General features: G+C 64.7%; 20 protein-coding genes and 4 tRNA genes. 4 read left to right on the top strand and 20 right to left on the bottom strand.

Going from position 1 to position 24068, the window contains the following annotated elements; all coding sequences use genetic code 11:
• The first annotated feature begins 4 nt into the window (after positions 1–4).
• On the top strand, positions 5–406 hold the full coding sequence (locus ACM9LZ_RS04505; protein ID WP_416618153.1) for a DUF2306 domain-containing protein: 402 nt from the start codon (positions 5–7) through the stop codon (positions 404–406).
• A 193-nt stretch (positions 407–599) separates the two neighbouring features.
• Here ACM9LZ_RS04505 and ACM9LZ_RS04500 read toward each other — a convergent pair whose 3' ends face one another.
• The 15 genes from ACM9LZ_RS04500 to ACM9LZ_RS04430 form a co-directional block, all read right to left on the bottom strand.
• Positions 600–881 (bottom strand): hypothetical protein, encoded by a 282-nt coding sequence (locus tag ACM9LZ_RS04500; RefSeq protein ID WP_416618152.1) that lies wholly within the window; start codon positions 879–881, stop codon positions 600–602.
• Between the two features lie 10 nt (positions 882–891).
• Positions 892–1230, bottom strand: a complete 339-nt coding sequence (locus ACM9LZ_RS04495; RefSeq protein ID WP_416618151.1) for a hypothetical protein — start codon at positions 1228–1230, stop codon at positions 892–894.
• Between the two features lie 309 nt (positions 1231–1539).
• Positions 1540–3183, bottom strand: coding sequence for an EAL domain-containing protein (locus ACM9LZ_RS04490; RefSeq protein ID WP_416618150.1), 1644 nt, complete (start codon positions 3181–3183; stop codon positions 1540–1542).
• A gap of 518 nt (positions 3184–3701) precedes the next feature.
• Positions 3702–7991 carry a DNA-directed RNA polymerase subunit beta' gene (gene rpoC / locus ACM9LZ_RS04485; RefSeq protein ID WP_416618149.1) on the bottom strand — a complete coding sequence of 1430 codons (4290 nt, stop codon included), beginning with the start codon at positions 7989–7991 and terminating at the stop codon, positions 3702–3704.
• Between the two features lie 88 nt (positions 7992–8079).
• Positions 8080–12273, bottom strand: a complete 4194-nt coding sequence (gene rpoB, locus ACM9LZ_RS04480) for a DNA-directed RNA polymerase subunit beta (protein WP_416618148.1) — start codon at positions 12271–12273, stop codon at positions 8080–8082.
• A 379-nt stretch (positions 12274–12652) separates the two neighbouring features.
• Positions 12653–13030, bottom strand: a complete 378-nt coding sequence (gene rplL / locus ACM9LZ_RS04475; RefSeq protein ID WP_416618147.1) for a 50S ribosomal protein L7/L12 — start codon at positions 13028–13030, stop codon at positions 12653–12655.
• Between the two features lie 45 nt (positions 13031–13075).
• On the bottom strand, positions 13076–13594 hold the full coding sequence (gene rplJ / locus ACM9LZ_RS04470) for a 50S ribosomal protein L10 (RefSeq protein WP_416618146.1): 519 nt from the start codon (positions 13592–13594) through the stop codon (positions 13076–13078).
• 304 nt (positions 13595–13898) lie between these two features.
• Positions 13899–14606: a 50S ribosomal protein L1 gene (gene rplA / locus ACM9LZ_RS04465; protein WP_416618272.1), complete on the bottom strand. Its 708-nt coding sequence runs from the start codon at positions 14604–14606 to the stop codon at positions 13899–13901.
• Complete coding sequence (rplK, locus tag ACM9LZ_RS04460) at positions 14606–15040, bottom strand: 50S ribosomal protein L11 (RefSeq protein WP_416618145.1); 435 nt, start codon at positions 15038–15040, stop codon at positions 14606–14608. Before rplK ends, rplA begins: the two co-directional genes overlap by 1 nt.
• Positions 15041–15177: 137 nt before the next feature.
• Entirely contained in the window at positions 15178–15708 is a 531-nt protein-coding gene (gene nusG / locus ACM9LZ_RS04455) for a transcription termination/antitermination protein NusG (RefSeq protein WP_416618144.1), read from the bottom strand.
• Positions 15709–15710: 2 nt separating this feature from the next.
• A complete protein-coding gene (secE, locus tag ACM9LZ_RS04450) occupies positions 15711–15926 on the bottom strand; it encodes a preprotein translocase subunit SecE (protein ID WP_416618143.1) in 216 nt (71 codons plus the stop codon).
• 85 nt (positions 15927–16011) lie between these two features.
• A tRNA-Trp gene (locus ACM9LZ_RS04445) sits at positions 16012–16087 on the bottom strand.
• A 265-nt stretch (positions 16088–16352) separates the two neighbouring features.
• Positions 16353–17540, bottom strand: a complete 1188-nt coding sequence (gene tuf / locus ACM9LZ_RS04440) for an elongation factor Tu (protein WP_416618142.1) — start codon at positions 17538–17540, stop codon at positions 16353–16355.
• Positions 17541–17607: 67 nt separating this feature from the next.
• Positions 17608–17681 (bottom strand) — tRNA-Gly (locus ACM9LZ_RS04435).
• Between the two features lie 79 nt (positions 17682–17760).
• Positions 17761–17845, bottom strand: a tRNA-Tyr gene (locus ACM9LZ_RS04430).
• Positions 17846–17983: 138 nt separating this feature from the next.
• Here ACM9LZ_RS04430 and rlmB point away from each other — a divergent pair.
• Complete coding sequence (rlmB, locus tag ACM9LZ_RS04425) at positions 17984–19204, top strand: 23S rRNA (guanosine(2251)-2'-O)-methyltransferase RlmB (protein ID WP_416618141.1); 1221 nt, start codon at positions 17984–17986, stop codon at positions 19202–19204.
• A gap of 53 nt (positions 19205–19257) precedes the next feature.
• A tRNA-Thr gene (locus tag ACM9LZ_RS04420) sits at positions 19258–19332 on the top strand.
• Positions 19333–19390: 58 nt separating this feature from the next.
• Here ACM9LZ_RS04420 and ACM9LZ_RS04415 read toward each other — a convergent pair.
• The 4 genes from ACM9LZ_RS04415 to phoU form a co-directional block, all read right to left on the bottom strand.
• Positions 19391–19627 carry a hypothetical protein gene (locus tag ACM9LZ_RS04415; protein ID WP_416618140.1) on the bottom strand — a complete coding sequence of 79 codons (237 nt, stop codon included), beginning with the start codon at positions 19625–19627 and terminating at the stop codon, positions 19391–19393.
• A gap of 116 nt (positions 19628–19743) precedes the next feature.
• Positions 19744–20517 carry a hypothetical protein gene (locus ACM9LZ_RS04410; protein ID WP_416618139.1) on the bottom strand — a complete coding sequence of 258 codons (774 nt, stop codon included), beginning with the start codon at positions 20515–20517 and terminating at the stop codon, positions 19744–19746.
• Between the two features lie 103 nt (positions 20518–20620).
• Complete coding sequence (locus ACM9LZ_RS04405; protein WP_416618138.1) at positions 20621–21118, bottom strand: PAS domain-containing protein; 498 nt, start codon at positions 21116–21118, stop codon at positions 20621–20623.
• Between the two features lie 121 nt (positions 21119–21239).
• The gene (phoU, locus tag ACM9LZ_RS04400) at positions 21240–21971 is read right to left on the bottom strand and encodes a phosphate signaling complex protein PhoU (protein ID WP_416618137.1); all 732 of its coding nucleotides are present in this window, start codon (positions 21969–21971) and stop codon (positions 21240–21242) included.
• Between the two features lie 117 nt (positions 21972–22088).
• Between phoU and ACM9LZ_RS04395 the strand changes: the two genes are divergently transcribed.
• On the top strand, positions 22089–23393 hold the full coding sequence (locus ACM9LZ_RS04395) for a pentapeptide repeat-containing protein (RefSeq protein WP_416618136.1): 1305 nt from the start codon (positions 22089–22091) through the stop codon (positions 23391–23393).
• On the opposite strand, the gene ACM9LZ_RS04390 is transcribed toward ACM9LZ_RS04395, so the two are convergent.
• Positions 23386–23949, bottom strand: coding sequence for an AAA family ATPase (locus ACM9LZ_RS04390; RefSeq protein WP_416618135.1), 564 nt, complete (start codon positions 23947–23949; stop codon positions 23386–23388). The two genes, ACM9LZ_RS04395 and ACM9LZ_RS04390, sit on opposite strands and share 8 nt — an antisense overlap.
• Between the last annotated feature and the right edge of the window lie 119 nt (positions 23950–24068).

Genomic DNA, 24068 nt, shown 5'->3' with positions numbered 1-24068 from the left:
AACCATGCACGGTCTCGACCTGTTCCTCAGCGCGTCCTGGCTGATCCAGTTTCACACGATCCTGGCCCTTGCCGCCATCCTGGCGGGCGGGCTTCAGTTCGCTCTGCCCAAGGGCACGGGCAGTCACCGGCTGCTGGGCCGTTTCTGGGTGGGGGGCATGGCGCTGGTCGCCCTGTCCGCTTTCGGTATTCACGAATTGCGGATGATCGGCCCGTTCAGCCCCATCCATCTGCTGGCCGTGCTGGTTCTGGTCACCTTGTGGCAGGGGGTCCGGCTGGCCCGGCGCGGCGATATCGCCCGGCATAGGCGCACCATGATACGGCTGTACCTGCTGGCCCTGCTCATCACAGGCGCCTTCACCCTGCTGCCAGGTCGGCTGATGCATCAGGTCCTGTTCGGGGGCTGACGGCCGCGCGCCCGTCGGGGTGCAGAGCCACAATCATGCCCGCGGCAGAAAATCTTGACCATCGGTCAGGATTTTCTGCCGCGGGTATCATACTATTTGGTTCTGATCACCGCCCTCAGCCGCCGCACGAGCGGTACGTCGGCGGTCGCCGCCGGACCAACGTGGGACGAGTTCAACTCATCGCACGTTGGTATCATTCGTCGCCGATCCATACCTTTGCCGCCAGCAGGCGCTGCGCGCCCTCCCGCAATTCGTCATGCAGGCGCCGCACCTCCGCCAAGACAGGCTCATTCACCTGGTCCAGCTTGCAGCCGCGATGGGCATGCAGCAATGTCGCCAGACGTTTCGCCGTCCGCCCCACGGGCGGAAAGGATCGCCCGACGCCCAGCACCTGATCCCGATAGGCCGGCTGCAGGACATTGGGATAAAGCCGATCCATATCATCCAGCGCCAGGGTCAACTGCGTCCGGTTCATCTTTTCTGCTTCAGTTGCGGATCACAGGCCGCCAACGCGGCGGGCTGCCGCCGCTGGCCGCGTCGGCAGGCGGCACGAGGGTCCGCGCGGGCGCGGGCGGGGTATCGGCCGGAGTGCCGGCGGCAGCCGAAGCCGCAAGCACACGGCGCAGCCAATAGATGTGCAGCACGGCCACCAATGCACCGATGGGCAGGGGCGCCACGATGAAAATCACGGGATTATCCGCCGCGATGGCGGCCGCCCCCGGCAGTGACCGCAACAGCGACCCCATGAGGCTCGCCGCCCCAGCGCCGGCAAGGGCCGCGAAGAGCAGGCCAACCCTGCCACCCAATCGACTGCGCGCGGCCATTGCCCGTCTCCTGCCCTGAACGAATTTCCCATTGCCGGCTATTTATACCAACTTGCGATGAGTAGAACTCATCGCAAGTTGGTTCGGCGGCGACCGCCACAGCACCGCTCGTGCGGCGCAGCCAAGCCAACGAATGTTGGCGCCGGCAATTGAGGGCGGTAATCAGAACCAATAGGTTCTGATTACCGTAAAATAGTATGAGGGGGCAGGCAATGGGTTGCCAAGGGTAAAAAGCCCCCTCGTCATGCGCACTGCCTCAGACGCGATCGGCCGCCGTCCCCCGGACGCGGCCGCCTGCCCCTCCGGCCGCTACTGCACGCGCAACTGCGAGTGCCACTGGCCGGGCTGGTTCAACTTGTTGATGTCGAACTGCTGATATTCCAGCCGGTTGGTCCCGGCGCCAAACAGCCAGCCCTGCGCCAGATCACAGCGCAGGCTGCGCAACCGGACGGCCTGCTCCACCGTCTCGACATGCTCGGCGATGGTCTTCACCTTCAGCCGGCGACACAGGCCCATCATGCTGCCCAGGATGGCATCATCCCGTTCGCTGCGACCCAGATTGCGGATATAGGAACCGTCCAGCTTCACATAGTCGAACTTCATGTCGCGCAAATAGGGGAACGACGCCACCCCCGCCCCGAAATCATCCAGGCAGACCGCGTGGCCCGCCCCCCGCAGGTCGGCAATGATCCTCCCGGCCCGCGGCAGGTCCTTCAAACCCACCGTTTCCGTCAGTTCGAACAGCACCCGGGCAGCTTCCACCGGGCGGGCCCGCAACATCTCCACAAGCGCCTGAACGAACAGGTCGCTGCCGATCGAATGGCCCGACAGATTGACGGCGACACGGTGGCCGGCCGGTGCCTTCTCCAGATCGTGCAGCACCTTGCGGCAGACGAACAAGTCGAAATCAGCCACCACGCCCACCTGCTCGGCAAAGGCAATGCCGGGGGCATAGGACGTACCATCCGGCTTGCGGGCAAGGGCTTCCACGTGATGTGTCCGGCCGGTGCGCAAATCGATGATGGGTTGATAGGCGAGGCCGATGCGCTTGGCCAGCAGGTCATCGCGCAAGGACAGCATCTGCTGCACCGTTTCCTGCACCAGCGACGTGACCAGCGGCCGGCCGCCCTGCGGATCGAAGCTGACCAGCCCCTTCTCGGCAAAGCGGCGGACGACATGCAGCAGGATGCGGACCCGGTCCGGCATCGACAGGCCGAGACCCTCTGTGTCCAGCGTCTGGATATCGATGGTCGTACCGTTGCTGTCCGGCACCAGCGCCCGGACAACATCATCGATCTCCCCACGGATCTCCGACACCACGTCCTCGGTGTGCAGCATGCCGAACCGGTCGGGTCCGAGCCGGGCCACCGCCGCATCGGACGGTGCGTGCTGGCGCAGAACAGCACCGATTTCGGCCAGCAACTCACTGGCCTGCGCCGGCACCAGCTCGGCACACATTTCCCGTAATTCGGCCAGACGGATCAATGTCAGATGTCGGGAATCCCCCTCGCCCATCTCAAGGCCGGAAAGATATTTCTGGAAGCTGGCCTGGCTGGACAGGCCGGTTTCCACGTCGCATTCGCTCGGCTTGAAACTGCGTGTGCCGTCGCGTCCCGCCAGACGGGAAAAAGTGACGCTGATGGACGCCCGTCCCAACACGCGATAAGCGCCCATCACACAGGGGGTTTCCCCCAAAAGCGGATGGCGCAGATGGATCAGGCGCGGCTCCAGCCGCTCATTCTCGCCCAGATCGGTCAACAGGCGTAATGCCAGACGCGCGTCGGCATCGGACAGCAGATCACGCAGCGCCAGCCCCCTGACATTATCGTCGGTCCGCCCGGTCAGCGCCTGGACCGCGCCGGCCAGGAAGGTGATCCGTCCCCCCAAATCAACCTCAAGCAGCAGATCGGAGTTCGCGAAGGCGAAGCCGAGATAGCGCGCGGTCTTAGGCATTGTCATGGCTCCCCCTCCGGCCCACCCCCCGCGCCGTTGCCTGCCGGACGGACTTCCAGGCGATGCGGTAGCCTGTCGGGATATCAGACCGGCTAACTTGTGATGACATCACCCTTTCCTGTCAACGACCTCTTGGACAACCCGACCGGTTACTGCCCTGTCCATGACCGTGCCAGGTGATGGGCGCCGATTACTGGAATAGTCACAGGTGAAAATTCACATGCCAGACACTGCCGGGTTCCAGCGGTGACGCTGGTTTCCGGCAGCCGCCATGACGGTGACCGGCAACGCCATCCCGACAACCCGATGCTGGCAGAGGGAACCAGCCGCCTCCCCCCTCTGCGGGTTGCCCCCTCCACCATGGCTGGTTTCGGGACGGATTTTCGGCATTCGTGGCGAATCACTTCCGGACTGTTCCGATATATCGGAATCCCATGGCGATGTTCAAAAGGAAAAGGCCGCCCCGTTTCCGGAGCGGCCCTAACCCATTCATGCGATGCCTGACGGGCAGCGCGGCCTTACTCCGCCGCTTCCGGCGGCAGGGCGGGCGCGTCATCCGGGTTCTCACCCAGTTGCATGGCCCGGTCGCGCTCGGCCGCAATCGCCTTCAGGCGATTGACGACGGAGCCCGTACCCGCCGGGATCAGACGACCGACGATCACGTTCTCCTTCAGGCCTTCCAGATTATCGACCTTGCCCTGGACGGCGGCTTCCGTCAGGACGCGGGTCGTTTCCTGGAACGACGCGGCAGAGATGAAGGAACGGGTCTGCAGGCTGGCCTTGGTGATGCCCTGAAGCACCGGCTTGCCCTGCGCGAACCGCAGATCCTGCTCGCCTTCCTTGATCCGCTGCTGAACGGCGCGGTTCTCCTGCTCGAACTCGACGCGATCCACCTGGTCGCCGATCAGCAGGGTGGTGTCACCCGGATCGGAAACCTCGATCTTCTGCAGCATCTGGCGGACGATCACTTCAATATGCTTGTCGTTGATCTTCACGCCCTGCAGACGATAGACGTCCTGGATCTCGTTGATGAGATAGTTGGCCAGCGCCTCGACACCCATCACAGACAGGATGTCGTGCGGCACGGGGCTGCCATCCATCAGGCTGTCGCCCTTCTGGACATAGTCACCCTCCTGAACGGAGATGTGCTTGCCCTTCGGGATCAGGTACTCACGCTCTTCCCCCGTCTCATCGCTCTTCACGACGATGCGGCGCTTGGTCTTGTAGTCCTTGCCGAACTCCACCCGGCCCTCGATCTCCGCGATGATCGCGAAGTCCTTCGGGCGGCGGGCTTCGAACAGCTCCGCCACGCGCGGCAGACCGCCCGTGATGTCGCGGGTCTTGGAGCTTTCGCGCGGGATACGGGCCAGCACGTCACCGGCCCGGACCTTCGCGCCATTCTCCACCGACAGGATGGCATCGACGCTCATGAAATAGCGGGCTTCGGTGCCGTTCGGCAGTTTCACGACCTCGCCATTCTCGCCCAGCAGTGCGATGCGCGGACGCAGGTCCGCACCACGCGGCTGCTGACGCCAATCCACCACCACCTTGGCCGAGATACCCGTCGCCTCGTCCATGACCTCGCGGACGGACACACCCTCCACCAGGTCGACATAGGTGGCGGTACCTTCCTTTTCAGTCAGGATCGGCAGGGTATACGGGTCCCATTCCGCCAGACGGTCGCCGCGCTGGATGGGGGCCCCATCCACGGCCAGCGCCTTGTGCAGCTTGGCACCATAGGGCACGCGATGCTTGGCGCGCTCGCGGCCCTGCTCGTCCAGCAGCGCCAGTTCGCAGTTGCGGCCCATCACGACGGGCACGCCGTCACTGTTGAGCACCAAGTTGCGGTTGCGGACCACGACCTTGGCATCCAGCGTCGCCTCGATGAAGCTTTGCTCGGCACCGCGCTGCGCCGCACCACCGATGTGGAAGGTGCGCATGGTGAGCTGCGTGCCGGGCTCGCCGATCGACTGGGCGGCGATGACGCCCACGGCCTCGCCCATGTTCACCCGCGTGCCACGGGCCAGGTCCCGGCCATAGCAGTGGGCGCACACGCCATCCTGCGTTTCGCAGGTCAGCACGGAACGGATATGGACCGTGTCGATGCCGGCGCGGTCGACCAGTTCGATCTCCCGCTCGGTGATCAGTTCGCCGGCCGGCACGATCATCTCGCCCGTCAGCGGGTTGACTAGATCGACGGTCGAGGTGCGGCCCAGGATACGCTCCGACAGCGGAACGATGACATCGCCGCCATCGATCACCGCCTTCACGGTCAGGCCATTCTTCGTACCGCAATCCGTCTCGGTGATGATGGCGTCCTGCGCCACGTCCACCAGACGGCGGGTGAGGTAACCGGAGTTCGCCGTCTTCAAGGCGGTGTCGGCCAGACCCTTACGGGCACCGTGGGTGGAGTTGAAATACTCCAGAACGGTCAGGCCTTCCTTGAAGTTGGAGATGATCGGCGTCTCGATGATCTCACCCGACGGCTTGGCCATCAGGCCGCGCATACCAGCAAGCTGCTTGATCTGGGCCGGCGACCCACGCGCACCGGAATGTGCCATCATGTAGACCGAGTTCACGCCGTAGCCGGGGCGCGGCTGCTCGATCACCTTCATCATGGCAGTCGCCACCTTTTCGGTGGTTTCCGACCAGACGTCGACGACCTTGTTGTACTTTTCGCCCTGGGTGATCAGGCCGTCCAGATATTGCTGCTCGAACTCCTTGACGCGATCCTGCGCCTCGGCGATCAGCGTCTCCTTCTCGGCCGGGATGACCATGTCATCCTTGCCGAAGGAGATGCCGGCCTTGAAGGCGTTCGTGAAGCCCAGACGCATCATCCGGTCGGCGAAGATCACCGTCTCCTTCTGACCGCAATGGCGGTAGACGACGTCGATGATGTTGCCGATTTCCTTCTTGGTCAGAAGGCGGTTGATCAGGTCGAACTTGATGGCCGGATGACGGGGCAGGATCTCCGACAGCAGCATGCGGCCGGGGGTGGCCGTCACGCGGGTGGTGATCGGATTGCCCTCGCTGTCCACCGTGTGGTAGCGGGCCTGGATCTTGGAATGCAGCGTCACGGCCTTGGCCGCCAGCGCATGCTCAATCTCGCCAATCGAACCGAAGGCCATGCCTTCGCCCACGGCACCCGGCAGTTCCATCGTGATGTAGTACAGACCCAGGATGATATCCTGGGACGGGACGATGATGGGACGGCCCGACGCGGGCGACAGGATGTTGTTCGTCGACATCATCAGGACGCGCGCTTCCAACTGGGCCTCAAGGCTCAGGGGCACGTGAACGGCCATCTGGTCGCCGTCGAAATCGGCGTTGAACGCGGTGCAGACCAGCGGGTGAAGCTGGATGGCCTTGCCTTCGATCAGCGTCGGCTCGAACGCCTGGATGCCCAGGCGGTGCAGGGTCGGCGCGCGGTTCAGCATCACGGGATGCTCGCGGATGACCTCTTCCAGGATGTCCCAGACCTCCGGACGCTCCTTTTCCACCATCCGCTTGGCGGCCTTGATGGTGCTGGCCAGACCGTACAGTTCCAGCTTGGCGTAGATGAAGGGCTTGAACAGCTCAAGCGCCATCTTCTTCGGCAGGCCGCACTGGTGCAGCTTCAGTTCCGGACCCACGACGATGACCGAACGGCCAGAATAGTCGACGCGCTTGCCCAGCAGGTTCTGACGGAAGCGGCCCTGCTTGCCCTTCAGCATGTCGCTGATGGATTTCAGCGGACGCTTGTTGGCGCCGGTGATGACGCGACCGCGACGGCCATTGTCGAACAGCGCGTCCACAGCTTCCTGCAGCATGCGCTTTTCGTTGCGGACGATGATGTCCGGGGCCTTCAGCTCGATCAGGCGCTTCAGACGGTTATTGCGGTTGATCACGCGGCGGTACAGATCGTTCAGATCCGACGTCGCGAAACGGCCGCCATCCAGGGGGACCAGCGGGCGCAGTTCGGGCGGGATGACCGGAACGACTTCCAGGATCATCCATTCCGGACGGGTCGCCTCGGGATAGGTCTTGTAGATGGTCGGCGCATCGGCATGCTCGACGCGCTCCTTGTAGCCTTCGAACCGCTCATAAGCGGCGACATCTTCCACCTCGACCGGCTCGCCCAGGAAGCTTTCCAGCATCTTCAGACGCTTGACGAGCTTCTTGCGCTTGGCCTCGCTGGCGGTCTCGCGCAGATCGTCGCGGCAATTCGCCTTCTCGGAGATGAGGTCCAGGGAGGACAGCATGTCCTTCAGGGCCTCGGCACCGATCTTGGCGGTGAAAGTGTCCTCGCCGTACTTGTCCTGGAAGTCGATCAGCTCGTCTTCGGACAGCAACTGACCCTGCTTCAGCTCAGTCAAGCCGGGTTCGATGACGACATAGTTCTCGAAGTAAAGGATGCGCTCCAGATCCTTCAGCGTGTTGTCCAGCAACAGGCCGATGCGGGACGGCAGCGACTTCAGGAACCAGATATGGGCAACGGGCGAGGCCAGTTCGATATGGCCCATGCGCTCGCGGCGGACCTTGGACAAGGTCACTTCCACGCCGCACTTCTCGCAGATGATGCCGCGATACTTCATGCGCTTGTACTTGCCGCACAAGCACTCGTAATCCTTGATCGGGCCGAAGATGCGGGCGCAGAACAGGCCGTCGCGCTCCGGCTTGAAGGTCCGGTAGTTGATCGTCTCGGGCTTCTTGATCTCGCCGAACGACCAGGAGCGGATGCGCTCCGGGCTGGCGATCGAGATGCGGATCTGGTCGAAGCTCTGCGGCCCCTGCGGGGTGCCGAAGATGTTCATCAATTCGGTATTCATGTGCCGTCTCCCCTGGGGGTGTGGCTTCGTCAAACGATTGAGAGCGCCCGGCGGGCGGTGACCCGCCGGGCGCCGACCTGTCCGGCCCTTAGTAGTCGCGCTCGTTCAGCTCGACATTCAGGCCCAGAGAACGCAGTTCCTTGACCAGAACGTTGAAGCTTTCGGGAATGCCGGCCTCGAAATTATCGTCGCCGCGGACGATGGCCTCGTAGACCTTGGTACGGCCGGACACGTCGTCCGACTTCACCGTCAGCATTTCCTGCAAGGTATAGGCGGCGCCATAGGCTTCCAATGCCCACACTTCCATTTCACCGAAGCGCTGGCCACCGAACTGGGCCTTACCGCCCAGCGGCTGCTGGGTGACCAGGCTGTAGGGGCCGATGGAGCGGGCGTGGATCTTGTCGTCGACCAGATGGTGCAGCTTGAGCATGTAGATGTAGCCGACCGTCACGCGACGATCGAACGGCTCACCGGTGCGGCCGTCGATCAGCTGCATCTGGCCCGAACGGTCGATGCCGGCATCTTCCAGCATGCGGCAGATGTCCTCCTCGCGCGCGCCGTCGAAGACGGGCGTGGCAAAGGGAATGCCGCGACGCAGGTTGTTGGCCAGTTCGATCAGCTCGGCGTCGCCCATGTCGGAGATGTCGTTGCCCCAGACATCCTCGCCATAGATGTGGCGCAGGCGGGCCCGCAACTCATCCAGGGTCTTGGATTTGATGGCCGCATCGGTGGCCTGGGCCCGCATCTTGTCCAGCATCTCACCGATCTGGCGCCCCAGACCGGCAGCAGCCCAACCCAGATGGGTTTCCAGGATCTGACCGACATTCATGCGCGACGGCACACCCAGCGGGTTCAGCACGATATCGACATTCCGGCCATCTTCCAGGTACGGCATGTCTTCGATCGGGGTGATGCGGCTGATGACGCCCTTGTTGCCGTGACGACCGGCCATCTTGTCGCCGGGCTGCAGCTTGCGCTTAACAGCCACGAAGACCTTGACCATCTTCATCACGCCGGGCGGCAGCTCGTCGCCGCGCTGCAGCTTCTCGACCTTGTTCTCGAACTTCTCCTGCAGGCGCTGAACGCTCTCATCGAACACCTTGCCGGTCTGCTCGATGAACTCCATCACCCCGTCCTCGGCAACGGAGATGTGGCGCCACTGGCCGCGGGTCAGGCCCGACAACAGCTCGGCATTGATCACCTCGCCACCGCGCAGGCCCTTGGGGCCCGACACGACGGTCTGACCGATCAGCAGTTCCTTCAGACGAGTGTAGAAGGAACGCTCCAGGATGCCCTTCTCGTCGTCGCGATCCTTGGCCAGCTTCTCGATCTCGGCCCGTTCGATGGCCAGCGCGCGCTCGTCCTTGTCGACACCGCGACGGCTGAACACGCGCACTTCCACGACCGTACCGACCACGCCCGGCGGCAGACGCAGGGACGTGTCACGCACGTCAGACGCCTTTTCGCCGAAGATGGCGCGCAGCAGCTTCTCTTCCGGCGTCATCGGGCTTTCGCCCTTCGGCGTCACCTTGCCGACCAGGATGTCGCCCGGACGGACTTCGGCGCCGATATAGACAATGCCGGCCTCGTCGAGGTTCTTCAGAGCCTCTTCGCCGACATTCGGAATGTCGCGGGTGATTTCCTCCTGGCCCAGCTTGGTATCGCGGGCCATGACCTCGAACTCCTCGATATGGATCGAGGTGAAGACGTCATCGCGCACGATCCGCTCGGAGATCAGGATCGAGTCTTCGAAGTTGTAGCCGTTCCAGGGCATGAACGCCACCAGCACGTTCCGGCCCAGGGCCAGCTCGCCCAGGTCGGTCGAGGGACCATCGGCGATGATATCGCCCTTGATCACCCGATCGCCCACCTTCACCAGCGGCTTCTGATTGATGCAGGTGTTCTGGTTGGAACGCTGGAACTTCAGCAGGTTGTAGATGTCGACACCGGGAGCGGCCGGATCCGTATCCTCGGTCGCACGGACCACGATACGGGTGGCATCCACCTGGTCGACGATGCCGGCGCGGCGGGCCACGATGGTCACGCCACTGTCACGGGCAACCGTGGCTTCCATGCCGGTACCGACCAGCGGGCTGTCCGCCTTGATCAGCGGCACGGCCTGGCGCTGCATGTTGGAGCCCATCAGCGCGCGGTTGGCGTCGTCATTCTCAAGGAACGGGATCAGCGCCGCGGCGACGGACACGACCTGCTTGGGCGACACGTCGATCAGGTCGATCATGTCGGGCCGCGCCAGCAGATATTCCCCGCCCTTGCGGCAGGACACCAGCGGCTCGGCGAAGCGCCCATCATCATGCAGCGGCGCGTTGGCCTGGGCCACCATGTAGCGGCCCTCTTCCATGGCCGACAGGTAGACCACTTCCGACGTCACCTTCTGGTCCACGACCTTGCGGTACGGGCTCTCGATGAAGCCGTACTGATTGACGCGGGCATAGGTGGCCAGGCTGTTGATCAGACCGATATTCGGGCCTTCCGGCGTCTCAATCGGGCAGATGCGGCCATAGTGGGTCGGATGCACGTCGCGGACTTCGAAGCCGGCGCGCTCGCGGGTCAGACCGCCCGGCCCCAGGGCCGAGAGACGACGCTTGTGCGTGATCTCGGACAGCGGATTGGTCTGGTCCATGAACTGCGACAGCTGCGAGGAGCCGAAGAATTCACGCACGGCGGCGGCGGCCGGCTTGGCGTTGATCAGGTCATGCGGCATGACCGTGTCGATCTCCACCGAGCTCATGCGCTCGCGGATGGCGCGCTCCATGCGCAGCAGGCCGACGCGGTACTGGTTTTCCATCAGCTCACCGACGGAGCGGACGCGACGATTGCCCAGATGGTCGATATCGTCGATCTCGCCGCGGCCATCCTTCAGTTCCACCAGGATCTTCAGGATCTTCAGGATGTCTTCCTTGCGGAGCACGCGCATCTGATCGTCCGTCTCGAAACCGAGACGGGCGTTCATCTTCACGCGGCCCACGGCCGACAGGTCATAGCGCTCCTGGTCGAAGAACAGGCCCTGGAACAGCGCCTCGGCACTTTCCAGCGTCGGCGGCTCGCCCGGACGCATCACACGATAGATGTCGACCAGCGCGTCCTCGCGGCTCGCATTGCGGTCCGCAGCCATGGTGTTGCGGATATAGGGACCGACATTCAGATGGTCGATGGCCAGGACCGGCAGGTCCTGGACGCCCAGCTTCTCCAGCCGGTCCAGCGCGGCGCCGCTGATCTCGTCACCGGCCTCGTACAGGACCTCGCCCGTCTTCTCGTCGATGATGTCGACGGCCAGATAACGGCCGACGATCTCCTCGACCGAGGCGGAAACCTCCGTCAAGCCCTGCTCGACCAGGCGCTTCAGCACGCGCGGGGTCATCTTGGTCTCGCGCTGGGCCAGAACCTCGCCCGTCCGGGCATCGATCAGGTCGTTGACCAGCTTCTGACCCTTCAGGCGCTCGGGCTCGAACGCGGTCTTCCAGCCGGCACCGGCGCGGGTGTAATTCACGGTCGCGTAGAAGCCGCCAAGGATCTCCTCCTTGGTCATGCCCTGCGCTTCATAGGGCAGCAGGTCCTTGCCCTGGCCCCGGCGCTGCGCGCGCAGTTCCTCGGTCTCGGTGCCGTCCAGCGCATAAAGCAGCGTGGTGGCCGGCAGCTTGCGGCGACGGTCGATGCGGACATAGACAATGTCCTTGGCATCGAACTCGAAATCCAGCCACGAGCCGCGATAGGGGATCACGCGGGCAGCGAACAGGTACTTGCCCGAGCTGTGGGTCTTGCCCTTGTCGTGGTCGAAGAACACACCGGGGCTGCGGTGCATCTGGCTGACGATCACGCGCTCGGTGCCATTGATGATGAAGGTGCCGTTCGCCGTCATCAGGGGCATGTCGCCCATGTAGACGTCCTGCTCCTTGATGTCGCGGATCGACCGCAGACCGGTATCCTCATCAATGTCGAACACGGTGAGGCGCAGTGTCACCTTCAGCGGGGCGGCGAAGGTCATACCGCGCTGCTGGCATTCCTCGACATCATATTTCGGCTGCTCAAGCTCGTACCGGACGAAGTCCAGCACGGCGCGCTCGGAGAAGTCCTTGATCGGGAAGACCGACTTGAAGACTTCCTGGAGACCGAGGACCGCCCGCTTCTCCGGCACCACATCCATTTGCAGGAAGTGGTCGTAGGAGCTGCGCTGAACCTCGATCAGGTTCGGCATGCGGGTCACCTCGGGGATACGCCCGAAGCTCTTGCGGATACGCTTACGTCCCGTGAACGACTTGGCCATAGAGTGCCTCTCGTGAACTCGCCCGGTGCAGTGCGCGCTCTGGTCAATGCCCAACATTGGAACCCCGGGCCTGCTACCCGGTGCCCCAAAACACGAATCGACGCGAGCGCAAATCCCGTCGGGATTGTCGCCGAACCGCGTCGTCAGTATCGGCGCCTCCCGCTTCCGCTGCCGGTAGAAGCCAGGATTTGCCTCACTTTTTCCGGATCGGACAGGGAGAACCCCTACCCTTTCCGGAACCCTCAAGGTCCCTTGCCGGAAAAGCCCGCCATGATAGCGGAACGTTCCGGTTCAGAAAAGACAGACGACGCCGGGCGGCGGCCCCCACTTCCGGGGGACCACCGTCCAGCGCCCTCCTATGCAGCGACGAGCGCCACTATTACTTGACGGCGACCTTCGCGCCGGCGTCTTCGAGCTGCTTCTTGAGCTTGGCAGCTTCGTCCTTCGACACGCCTTCCTTGACGACCTTCGGCGCACCCTCGACCAGGTCCTTGGCTTCCTTCAGGCCGAGGTTGGTGATGGCGCGGACTTCCTTGATCACGTTGATCTTCTTGTCGCCGCCGTCCAGCAGCTCAACGGTGAACTCGGTCTGCTCTTCGACCGGGGCGGCAGTGGCAGCGGCGGCCGGAGCAGCGGCAACAGCAACCGGAGCAGCGGCGGAAACGCCCCACTTCTCTTCCAGCAGCTTGGACAGTTCGGCCGCCTCGATGACGGTCAGGGCGGACAGTTCTTCAACCAGCTTTTCGAGCTTGGACATGATGGTCTCCTAGGGACACTAGATGTGAGTATGAGAGGATGCGGCTCAGGCCGCCTCGTCCTTCTTGGCATAGGCCGCGAGAACGCGGGCCACTTGGCCACCCGGCGCTTGCAGAACACCAGCGACACGGGTCGCCGGGGTCTGGATCATGCCGAGCAGGGACGCGCGCAGTTCGTCCAGCGACGGCAGCTTGGACAGGGCTTCGATGCCCGAAGCGTCCAGCTGAACGGCGCCGAGGCCGCCACCAACGATCTTGAACTTGTCGTTGGCCTTGGCGTAATCGGTGGCAACCTTGGCCGCCGCAACCGGGTCCTTGGACCAGGCAATGGCGGTCGGGCCCTTGAACAGGCCCTCGGTGCCCTCGAACTGCGTGCCCTTGAGGGCGATGACGGCGAGCCGGTTCTTGGTCACTTTGTAGCTCGCGCCCGCGGCCCGCATCTTGCGGCGCAGGTCGGTAACTTCAGCCACCGTCATGCCGGACTGCTTGGTCACGACGACGAGGGCTGCCGACTGCAGCTCAAGATTAAGGGCCGCGATCGTTGCTTCCTTCTGTGAACGATCCACGGTTCGCCTCCAACAGGGGACAGGACAGCCACAAGGCTGTTCCGCCCGGTTACAACACATCCAGGCCGGTTCGGATGAACCAGCCCGGATCGGGGTTACCTGTCCCAGAAGCTTCAAGCCATCATGTCCAGGGCGGCTACGGCCGTCCCGGCAATTCAATGCTTTTGCTCCTGTCTGCGCCGGCTGGACTATTAAGCGTCAGGGACAGGTCCCATCGGCGCACGGCGGTCTCGGACAGGGTGGACCCTCCGGAGAGGGCCCGATCCCGCCCCGGCGGACCGGAACGGGAAACTCAGTACCGGACTCAGGCGTTCAGCGCGGCGGCCAGCGCCTGCACGTCCAGCTTCAGGCCCGGACCCATCGAGGAGGACAGCGAGACCTTCTCGATATAGGTGCCCTTGGCGCCCGAGGGCTTAGCACGGTTGATGGCCGCAACGAAGGCCTTCACGTTCTCCTCCAGGGCTTCCGGAGAGAAGCTGGCCTTGCCGACGCCGGCATGGATGATACCGGTCTTCTCGGCGCGGAACTCGACCGAACCGCCCTTGGCGGCCTTCACGGCCTCGCCGACGTTCGGGGTGACGGTGCCCAGCTTCGGGTTCGGCATCAGGCCGCGGGGGCCCAGAACCTTACCCAGCTTGCCGACCACGCCCATCATGTCCGGGGTCGCGATGCAGCGGTCGAAATCCATGTTGCCGGCCAGGATCTGCTCGGCCAGATCATCGGCACCGACGATGTCGGCACCGGCGGCCTTGGCTTCCTCGGCCTTGGCGGCGCGGGCGAACACGGCGACGCGGACGGTCTTGCCCGTGCCGTTGGGCAGAACGACCATGCCACGGACCTGCTGGTCGGCGTGACGCGGATCGATGCCCAGGTTCATCGCGATCTCGACGGTCTCGTCGAACTTGGCGGTGGCGTTGCCCTTCACGGTGGTGATGGCATCGCCCAGCTCGTAGAACTTGGCGCGGTCAACGTTGCCGTTGGCCTTCTTCAGACGCTTACCGATGGCCATGATCAGCCCTCCACCACTTCGAGACCCATGGAACGGGCGGAACCGACGATCATCGTCATCGCGGCTTCAACGTCGTTCGCGTTCAGATCGACCATCTTCTGCTCGGCGATGGCGCGGACCTGGCTGGTCGTCACCTTGCCGACGGCGGCGGACTTGCCGACCGTGGAGGAGCCCTTGTCGATCTTGGCGGCCTTCTTCAGGAAGTAGGTCACCGGCGGGGTCTTGGTCACGAAGGTGAAGGTACGGTCACCATAAGCGGTGATCACGACCGGGATCGGCATACCCTGCTCAAGCTGGGCCGTCTTCGCATTGAACTGCTTGACGAATTCCATGATGTTCAGGCCGCGCTGACCCAGCGCCGGGCCGATGGGCGGGCTGGGATTGGCCTTGCCGGCCGGAACCTGCAACTTGATGTAACCGACGATTTTCTTCGCCATGACATGATCCTCATGATCTGGCGGCCGGGCCGGGCCCTAACCGCCATGGGATTGCGTGGTGCGGCCGCCCTTGGACTTTCGGGCAAAGCCTCCCACGACGAAAGCCGGCCACCGACGGATCGGCGGCCGGAAACGGGTCAGATCTTTTCGACCTGGGTATATTCCAGTTCCACCGGCGTGGCGCGACCGAAGATGGACACCGCAACCTTGATGCGCGTCCTGTCTTCGTCGACCTCCTCGATCAGGCCGGTGAAGGAGGTGAAGGGACCGTCCGTGACGCGGACCTGCTCGCCCACCTCGAAAGTGATGGAGGGCTTGGCCCGTTCCACACCTTCCTGCACCTGGTTCATGATGCGCAGGGCCTCATGCTCCGAGATGGCTTGCGGCTTGCCGCCGGACCCCAGGAAGCCGCTGACCTTCGGCGCATTCTTGACCAGATGCCACGTATCGTCCGTCAGCTCCATCTTCACCAGCACATAGCCGGGGAAGAATTTGCGCTCCGAATTGATCTTGGCGCCACGACGGACCTCCACGACCTCTTCGGTCGGGACCAGGATGTCGCCGAACAGCTCTTCCAGGCCCTTCTGGGCGGCCTTCTCGCGGATCGCCTGGGCGACCTTCTTCTCGAAGCCGGAATAGACATGCACGACGTACCAACGCATCGTCATGGTCAGCCCCCAATGCCAAGAATCAGGCGGATGCCGAATCCGATGATCTGGTCCACCACCAGGAAGAACAGGGCGGCCAGGGTCACCATGACGAACACCATGCCGGTGGACACGAGGGTCTCTTTCCGCGTCGGCCATGTAACCTTGGCCACTTCACGGCGCACCTCGCGCAAGAACTCTGCGGGATTGGTTTTTGCCATGTCGGCGTCGGCCATCATTCCTGAATGCACATACCATTGCGGGTCACCCTGGCACAGGCATCGGCTGGGGCCGATCTTCGGCAGGGGGCCATTCCGGAGGGAATGGCAGGAGTGGAGGGGCTCGAACCCCCAACCCCCGGTTTTGGAGACCGGTGCTCTACCAATTGAGCTACACTCCTACACCGCTGGTCCCGTCCTGGGCGGCGGCGACAAAACATCGCCATCGCCCCGAGCGGTCCCGGGGAGTGCGGGTTGATAGCGCAGTTGAGCCCGCAACGCAACAGCCAGTTTGCAGAAAGCCGGCCCGGCACGTTGCAGGGGAACATTGCGCCCGCCGCATCCCGGATAAGGACCGCGGCAACGCCGCCAGTCCCTTCCCAATAAAAGGAAAAGGGCCGCTGTCACCAGCGGCCCTTCCCCAACGGGTCCGGGGACCCGTCAACCTTACTTGACGATCTTCGACACGACGCCGGCGCCGACGGTGCGGCCGCCCTCGCGGATGGCGAAGCGCAGGCCTTCGTCCATGGCGATGGGGGCGATCAGCTTGACGCCGATGCGGATGTTGTCGCCCGGCATCACCATCTCCGTGCCTTCCGGCAGGGTCACCGAGCCGGTCACGTCCGTGGTACGGAAGTAGAACTGCGGACGGTAGTTGGCGAAGAACGGGGTGTGACGGCCGCCCTCTTCCTTGGTCAGGATGTAGGTCTCGGCCTCGAAGTCCGTGTGCGGGGTGATCGAGCCCGGCTTGGCCAGAACCTGGCCGCGCTCCACGTCCTCACGCTTCGTGCCGCGCAGCAGCGCACCGATATTGTCGCCAGCCTGGCCCTGGTCCAGCAGCTTGCGGAACATCTCGACGCCCGTCACGGTCGTCTTCACCGTGGCCTTCAGGCCGACGATCTCGACTTCCTCACCCACCTTGACGATGCCCTTCTCGACGCGGCCCGTCACCACGGTGCCACGGCCCGAGATCGAGAACACGTCTTCGATCGGCATCAGGAACGGCCGGTCGATCGGACGCTCCGGCTGCGGGATGTACTTGTCCACCTCGGCCATCAGCGCCAGGATCGCCTCGCGGCCGATCTCCGGCTGCGTGTCGTTCAGCGCGCAGACCGCCGAACCCTTCACGATCGGAATATCGTCGCCCGGGAAGCCGTAGGAGGACAGCAGCTCGCGCAGCTCCAGCTCAACCAGCTCGACCAGGTCCGGATCGGCCAGGTCCATCTTGTTCAGGAACACCACCAGCGCCGGCACGCCGACCTGACGGGCCAGCAGGATGTGCTCGCGCGTCTGCGGCATCGGGCCGTCGGCGGCCGAGCACACCAGGATCGCGCCGTCCATCTGCGCCGCACCCGTGATCATGTTCTTCACATAGTCGGCGTGGCCCGGGCAGTCCACGTGGGCATAGTGGCGGTTGTCCGTCTCGTACTCAACGTGAGCGGTCGAGATCGTGATGCCGCGGGCCTTCTCTTCCGGCGCCTTGTCGATCTGATCGTAGGCGGTGAAGGTCGCGCCGCCCTTTTCAGCCAGCACCTTCGTGATGGCGGCCGTCAGCGACGTCTTGCCATGGTCGACGTGGCCGATGGTGCCGATGTTGCAGTGCGGCTTCGTCCGCTCAAACTTTGCCTTAGCCATGGTATCCTGTGCCCTTGCCTGCTGCGATCTCTAGAAGACGCCGGGTCGTGGAAAACAAACTCTGATTTGGAGCGGGTGAAGGGAATCGAACCCTCGTCGTAAGCTTGGAAGGCTTCTGCTCTACCATTGAGCTACACCCGCGCGAGTCGTTGCAACCACCAGACCGATGGCGCCACCTCAAGCAGAACGGCGCGCCTCATCATCTGAGGCGCGCCTGAACTGGTGGAAGGGGCTGGATTCGAACCAGCGTACGCTATGCGGGCAGATTTACAGTCTGCTGCCTTTAACCACTCGGCCACCCTTCCTCGGTGCCGCTCTCGGCCAGCGGCCGGAACGGAGGCGGGTTATAAGGATTAAATCGGCCATGTCAACGCCATTCTGACATGCGCATTCATTCTTTCTAGCCACTGGCGGAAACGCGGGGTTTGACGGAAAGTGCCATCATGAGAAACCGACCCCCCTCCCCCAAATCAGGCCGCGGCAAGAGCGGCGCCAGCGGCGCTGGCGCTTCGCGCACCGGTGGCCGCACCAGCAACCGTTCCGGCGAAGAGGCCCCGCGTCCGCCGCGCGGCGGCGGCAAGCCCGGTGCGACCAAGACATCCCGCGGCCCGCTGCGCGGGCCCGCCCGGGGGCCCGTGCGGGAGGACGATGCCCGTCCGGCCCGCGGCCCGCGGCGGGAGCAGGAAGGCGATCAGCGCTCATCCGCCCGCCCCGCCCGCGGCGGCGACGCCCGGCGGGAGGATCGTCGACATGACGATCGCCGGGAGGATCGCCGGCACGAGGACCGGCGGGACGAGCGGCGCCCGGCCCGCGCCCCGCAGGACCGGGAGCGCGCCGGCACCGAACGCCGCCGGCCGCTGAGCGCCGCGGAGGAACTTGGTCTCGAATCGACGCCCCTGCGTGCCAGCACCGGCCCCGCCCTGAACAAGCACAACCTGCTTTATGGGGTGCATGCCGTGTCGGCGGCCTGGACGAACCCGCGCCGGCGGGTCCGCGACCTGTTCGTCACCGAATCCGGGCTGGAGGCGCTCGATGCCGCCTTTGACGCCGCCTCGACGGCCGAACTGGACCGGCCCGAGCCAAGGCTGGTGGAGAAGGAGGAGATCGACAGGCTGCTGCCGCCGGGTGCCGTGCATCAGGGGGTGGCGCTCTCCTGCGCGCCTTTGGCGGAAGTGGAGATCGAGGATATCGTCGACGCCGCCGCCGATGATCCGACAGCCTTGGTCGTGGTGCTGGACCAGGTGACCGATCCGCACAATGTGGGCGCCGTCCTGCGTTCCGCCGCGGCATTCGGCGCCAAGGCGGTCATCGTGCAGGACCGGCATGCCCCGCCCGTGACAGGCACGCTGGCCAAGACGGCGTCGGGCGCGGTGGAGGCGGTGCCGCTGGTCCGCGTCACGAACCTGGCGCGCGCGCTTGATCAGTTGAAGGCCGCCAGCTTCTGGACCGTGGCGCTGGCCGAATCGGGTGCCCGCCACCTGCACGAGGTGGATCTGTCCGGCCGGACGGCACTGGTTCTGGGGTCGGAAGGGGACGGCATCCGGCGTCTGACCGGCGAACGATGCGATGAAATCGTCAAGCTGCCGACCGGCGGCCCCGTCGGCAGCCTGAATGTTTCCACCGCCGCCGCCGTGGCCCTTTACGAGGTCGCCCGACGGCGCTAATGTCGCCGCCCATTCGCCGGAGGGTCCGCCCTCCGGCGTTACCCGCCTGGAACGCCGGCTTAGCTCAGTGGTAGAGCAACCGCCTTGTAAGCGGTAGGTCGTCAGTTCAATCCTGACAGCCGGCACCAGTGCGCCCGTCCCCAGTGCGCCCGCCCCGAAGGCACTCAATGAATAAGCATCGACCGATCATGCGATAGCCCCATCCCACCCGATCCATACCGGATCGGCGTCGATGGGGCCGCCAATGACGGGGTTCCGATGCAAAACAAGCGTGCCCAACGCCGCCGCGATTATGCGCGCATGAAGCAGCGTGCCCGCAGGTTCTATCCAGATGTCGAGGAGCCCGGCCGGGTGGCCAACCACCTGAAGCCCTGCTCCTGCTACCTGTGCGGCAATGTCAGGCGAATGCACGGCGTCGAACATCCCAACACCGTAAGGGCTGACGACCGGTTCCAGGATTTTATCCGGGAATTGCAAGGGCCGGGCCGGGATGCAGAGGCGATAGGGAGCGAGCCTGGGGCCCGAGCCCGCGGCCGCCATCACTTGATGACATAGGGCTTGCCGCCCAGGTCATAGCGCACGGTGCCCTGCGGCACGCTGTTCAGGTTCACCCGGTGCATGCCCTGGGCCGATCCCGTGCCGGCATAATGCCAGAGGTCGGCCTCGTTCACATAGTAAACGGCGCTGGTGCGGAAGGTGTAGAAACCATCGCGTGCGATGGAAACGGTCAGGACCATCTCCATATCCGTTTCCGCCGGCTTCGCATTCAGCGCCTCCAGCCCCACCGCGGCCAGGCCTGCCGAGATGCCCCAGGGGAATTTGGGCAGGTCACCCCCCGACAGGTATGATGCCACGCCGACACCCGCCGCCAGCAGCGTCAGCGGACCGGGGAACGGGTCGGCCGCCATGCGGGGACCGCTGCTTTTCACGGTCAGCACATCGATGCCGACCGCGACGACGTCGGGCCGCGCATCGACCGATACCAGATGGCCGGCCTGTACCAGCTTGGTGGTCACGGCCGACTGAAAGGCATCGGCAAACAGCGTATCGTCGCGGCGCATCATATAGACCTGCACCGGCACCTTCCTGCCCATCTGGAGTTCCAGGTGGGCTGAAATTGCCGAGGCGACATCATCGGCGACCACCTGCCATTGCCCTGCCGATTGCAGCACCGGCTGGGGCCGCAGCGCCTGGCCCACGGCCAGGGGCCGGCCGGAACAACCCGCAAGCCCCAGGCAGAGCGCCAGGAGAAGCGGCAGGGCCAGCCCTGGATGGACCCGGAGGCGGGGAAGGAACGGGGAATGGCGGGGCATGGCGGCGGTTCCGGTTCTCAAAGGGGCACGGGTCCGGGATCGGCCCGAAATTCTGATCATGCCAAGCAACCGCCATGCCAGCGGCATGAAACAACGGCCCCGGTCAATCGCCACGGGCGTAGGTGGCCCCGATGATCCCTGATAGGACGCCATCATCTCCCGTCACGGGCAGGCCCAGCGCCTCCACGTCCGACAACCGCCCGTCGGACATCACCGACTGGTCCGCCGCGAAGCGAACCGGTTGTCCCCCGCCGCCCGCCACGGCCGACAGGACGCGGAAGATGCGGGCATAAACGGGCATGCGGATGAACTCGCTGACCAGCCGTCCCGCAGGGTCCATCTGATAGGACGCGATGGTGACCGCCCCGAAAATCCGCCCGCGGAAATCGGGCCGGCCACCCGGCACCGGCGACGGCAAGAGATCGAAGGACCAGAACCGGTCAGCCACCACCGCCAGGACCGTCGGGTCGATCGCAGCAAGGCGCGGCAGGCGATCCCCCGGCCGGATGGCACGGGTCCAGGCATCGAACAGCATGCGCAGGGGCAAGGCCCGCAGGCTGCCCTGCGCCGGGCCGATATCCAGTATGTAGGCATCCGTCATGGCCACCGGCCCCCGATCACTGCGGCCCCACCATCAATCAAGGTGGGGCCAGGCCCGGGATTCGGCAACCCTTTCGATGAAAGGGAAGGCCCAGCTCAACCGTCGCGGGGCAAGGGCCGGATCAGGCCGGCATCACCGTGACGGCGGCGGTATCGTCGCCCTTGGCCCGGGCGGCGTCCAGGGGCTGCCCCTGGACGCGATAGCAAAGGGTCTCGGCGATGTTTGTGGCATGGTCGCCGATACGCTCCAGATTCTTGGCCGCGAACAGCAGATGGGTGCAGGCCGTGATGCGGACCGGGCCTTCCATCATATATGTCAGCAACTCGCGGAACAGGGCGGTATAGGCGCGGTCCACCTCCTCATCCTTGTCGCGCACGGCGAGGGCCTTGGTATCATCCGCCTCGTCATAGGCTTGCATGACAAGTTCGAGCATGTCGGCCACCGATCGGGCGATGGGCCGCATGGATCGGGCCAGCGCCACTTCCGGCAAGGTCTGCAGCACCATGGTGCGCTTGGCGACGTTGGAGGCGAAATCGCCGATTCGCTCCAGATTGTTGGCGATGCGCATGGCGGCGATGACATCGCGCAGATCGTTGGCCTTGGGATGGCGCAGCACCAGCAGGCGCATGGTCTGCGCCTCCACCTTGCGTTCCAGATCATCCAGCACGCTGTCGCGGGCCATGACGGCGGTGGCCAGGTCGCCGTCACGCTCGGTCATGGCGGTCACCGCCTCCGTGATCTGGCGAACGGCCACCCGGCCCATCTCCCGGATCAGTTCGTGCAGGATATCCAACTGCTCGTCGAACGCGCTCACGATATGGCGCGTGGGCACGACGCTGCTTTTCTCGTCCACGGGGCGGGCTCCGGCCTTGGAAACGGATACAATTGTCAAGAAAGCATCTAACACAAATGTCCGCGCCTGTGGCAGGTTCAAGAAAAGTTCATCTTTCGCGAACGGGCTCCCGCCACGATGACCCCGCATGAATTGCTTGCCGTCATAGACAAACATGAACGCTGGCTGAAAAGGTTGACGGGCGGCGCCCGCGCCATGCTGGCGCTGGCTGACCTGCAGGGCCATAATTTCTCCGGTGCCAACTTGCAGAATGGCAAGTTTTCCGGCGCCGACCTTTCCGATTGCGACTTCACCGGTGCCAACCTGTCGGCATGCGACCTGTTCGCCGCAAGGCTGAGCCGCGCCATCCTGGTCAATACCAACCTGACCAATGCCGACCTGCGCGGCGCCCACCTGCGCGGCGCCCGGCTGAAATGCGCCATCCTGCGCGGGGCGGACCTGCGGGGCGGTGCGCTGCTGGACCGGCGCAATCCCGGCAATGTGCGGATGGAACCGTCGGATCTGCGCGGTGCCGACATGGATGACGCCACGCTGGCCAATGCCAATCTGGCCGGGGCCGACCTGTCGGAATGCTCGCTGGTGGGCGCGGATTGCTCAGGTGCGCAGATGGCCGGCTGCAACATGGCCCGGTCGGTCATGAAGAACGCCAATTTCGCGGGCAGCGACATGCGCGGCGTCAGCCTGGCTGGCGCCAACCTGGCCGGTGCGCGGCTGCGCGACTGCAATCTGGCCGGCGCAGTGATGGCCGGCGCCAACCTGCGCAATGCCGACCTGCAGGGGGCCAATCTGGAAGGGGTCGACCTGTCCAATGTCGACATGCTGGGCGCCAATTTCAGCCGCTCGGCTGAAAGCTTCTCTGCCACCATCCAACGCATCCTCAGCCAGCACCAGACCTGGATCACCAGCAATGGCGAGAAGGGGGAGCGTGCCGACCTGGAGGGCCAGGACCTGTCGCATATCGACCTGGCCGGTGCCAACCTGGGCGGCGCCAATCTGAAGGGCGTGAAGCTGTCGGGCGCCAAGCTGCGCGACGGCCTGTTCATCATGGCCGACCTGTCGGGCGCGGCCCTGAACTATGCCGACCTGACGGGTGCCACGCTGGACGGGGCCAACCTGCGCGGCAGCGACATGACGGGCGCCAAGCTGGACGGTGCCAAGGTCGGCTCGGTGGAGATCAAGGGGCCGAACGGCCGCGGCACGGGCCGCAAATGGCCCGCCAACCTGTCCAACACCACCCTTGTCCAGGCCAGCCTGACCCGCGCCAGCATGCGCGGCGTGAACCTGTCGGGCGCCAATCTGCGCGATGCGGACCTGACCGACGCCAACCTGCTGGATGCCAACATGCGAGGCGCCGACATGGCGGGGGCCGTCACCAAGGGGGCGGCCCTGCCCGCACCCGATGAGGATGATGATTTCAGTTGAGCACCGCCAGACGCGAACGCACCAGTAACAACCGCGTTGCCGTGTCGGCCGGCGCATCGGCCAGCGACAACAGGCGCGCGGGCGCCACATAGCGCTGGCACAGCCCTTCCAGCACCGTCTGGAAATGAAGCTGCAGCCAGGGATTGGTGGACCGCACCCCGTCGCCGGCCAGGGGCATGGCCCCCCAGGGCAGCAGCACGACAAGGCTGTAATCCGCCATGGCGCAGACGGCACGGGCCAGCAGCGCCTCCGTTGCGGCCGGGTCATCCACGCCAAAGCCGTTGGATAGCCAGAAGGCCGCGAAATCCAGCGGCGTGCGGTCGGTGACCAGCCCGTCGCCGCGGGCCAGATCGGCCGCCAGCGCGTCGGCATCCCCCGCCAGCAACCGCCTGTGTCCATCCCGGGTCAGATCGTGGAAATCGAACCCGGCCGCCAGTCTGGCGCGCATCGCCTCCTGGCGCACGGGCAGGCCAAGGTCCCCCGACAGGCGGGCGGCCAAGGTCGATTTTCCGGTGCCGGCGCTGCCGGCAATCCCGATGCGTGGCTGTCGCGTCATCTCCTGCGCCACCTCCCCCAGAACTTGCCCGTGCCGTTCCATCGGCCTTATAATACTGCATTGCGGTAATCAGAGCCTGTTGGCTCTGATTACCGCCCTCAAATGCCGGCGCCAACATC

Source organism: Niveispirillum fermenti (assembly GCF_048066175.1).
Classification (GTDB): domain Bacteria; phylum Pseudomonadota; class Alphaproteobacteria; order Azospirillales; family Azospirillaceae; genus Niveispirillum; species Niveispirillum fermenti.
This window is presented reverse-complemented; position numbering and strand designations above follow the sequence as displayed.

What these genes read in the sequence shown, in the direction of transcription:
- ACM9LZ_RS04505 (WP_416618153.1), top strand. Translation starts at nt 5, where the DNA reads ATGCACGGTCTCGACCTGTTCCTCAGCGCGTCCTGGCTGATCCAGTTT.
- secE (WP_416618143.1), bottom strand. Translation starts at nt 15,926, where the DNA reads ATGATGGCCGACGCCGACATGGCAAAAACCAATCCCGCAGAGTTCTTG.
- ACM9LZ_RS04490 (WP_416618150.1), bottom strand. Translation starts at nt 3,183, where the DNA reads ATGCCTAAGACCGCGCGCTATCTCGGCTTCGCCTTCGCGAACTCCGAT.
- ACM9LZ_RS04415 (WP_416618140.1), bottom strand. Translation starts at nt 19,627, where the DNA reads ATGTTCGACGCCGTGCATTCGCCTGACATTGCCGCACAGGTAGCAGGA.
- ACM9LZ_RS04410 (WP_416618139.1), bottom strand. Translation starts at nt 20,517, where the DNA reads ATGCCCCGCCATTCCCCGTTCCTTCCCCGCCTCCGGGTCCATCCAGGG.
- rplK (WP_416618145.1), bottom strand. Translation starts at nt 15,040, where the DNA reads ATGGCGAAGAAAATCGTCGGTTACATCAAGTTGCAGGTTCCGGCCGGC.
- tuf (WP_416618142.1), bottom strand. Translation starts at nt 17,540, where the DNA reads ATGGCTAAGGCAAAGTTTGAGCGGACGAAGCCGCACTGCAACATCGGC.
- rlmB (WP_416618141.1), top strand. Translation starts at nt 17,984, where the DNA reads ATGAGAAACCGACCCCCCTCCCCCAAATCAGGCCGCGGCAAGAGCGGC.
- ACM9LZ_RS04405 (WP_416618138.1), bottom strand. Translation starts at nt 21,118, where the DNA reads ATGACGGATGCCTACATACTGGATATCGGCCCGGCGCAGGGCAGCCTG.
- ACM9LZ_RS04500 (WP_416618152.1), bottom strand. Translation starts at nt 881, where the DNA reads ATGAACCGGACGCAGTTGACCCTGGCGCTGGATGATATGGATCGGCTT.
- rpoC (WP_416618149.1), bottom strand. Translation starts at nt 7,991, where the DNA reads ATGAATACCGAATTGATGAACATCTTCGGCACCCCGCAGGGGCCGCAG.
- nusG (WP_416618144.1), bottom strand. Translation starts at nt 15,708, where the DNA reads ATGACGATGCGTTGGTACGTCGTGCATGTCTATTCCGGCTTCGAGAAG.
- rplL (WP_416618147.1), bottom strand. Translation starts at nt 13,030, where the DNA reads ATGTCCAAGCTCGAAAAGCTGGTTGAAGAACTGTCCGCCCTGACCGTC.
- ACM9LZ_RS04395 (WP_416618136.1), top strand. Translation starts at nt 22,089, where the DNA reads ATGACCCCGCATGAATTGCTTGCCGTCATAGACAAACATGAACGCTGG.
- ACM9LZ_RS04495 (WP_416618151.1), bottom strand. Translation starts at nt 1,230, where the DNA reads ATGGCCGCGCGCAGTCGATTGGGTGGCAGGGTTGGCCTGCTCTTCGCG.
- ACM9LZ_RS04390 (WP_416618135.1), bottom strand. Translation starts at nt 23,949, where the DNA reads ATGACGCGACAGCCACGCATCGGGATTGCCGGCAGCGCCGGCACCGGA.
- rpoB (WP_416618148.1), bottom strand. Translation starts at nt 12,273, where the DNA reads ATGGCCAAGTCGTTCACGGGACGTAAGCGTATCCGCAAGAGCTTCGGG.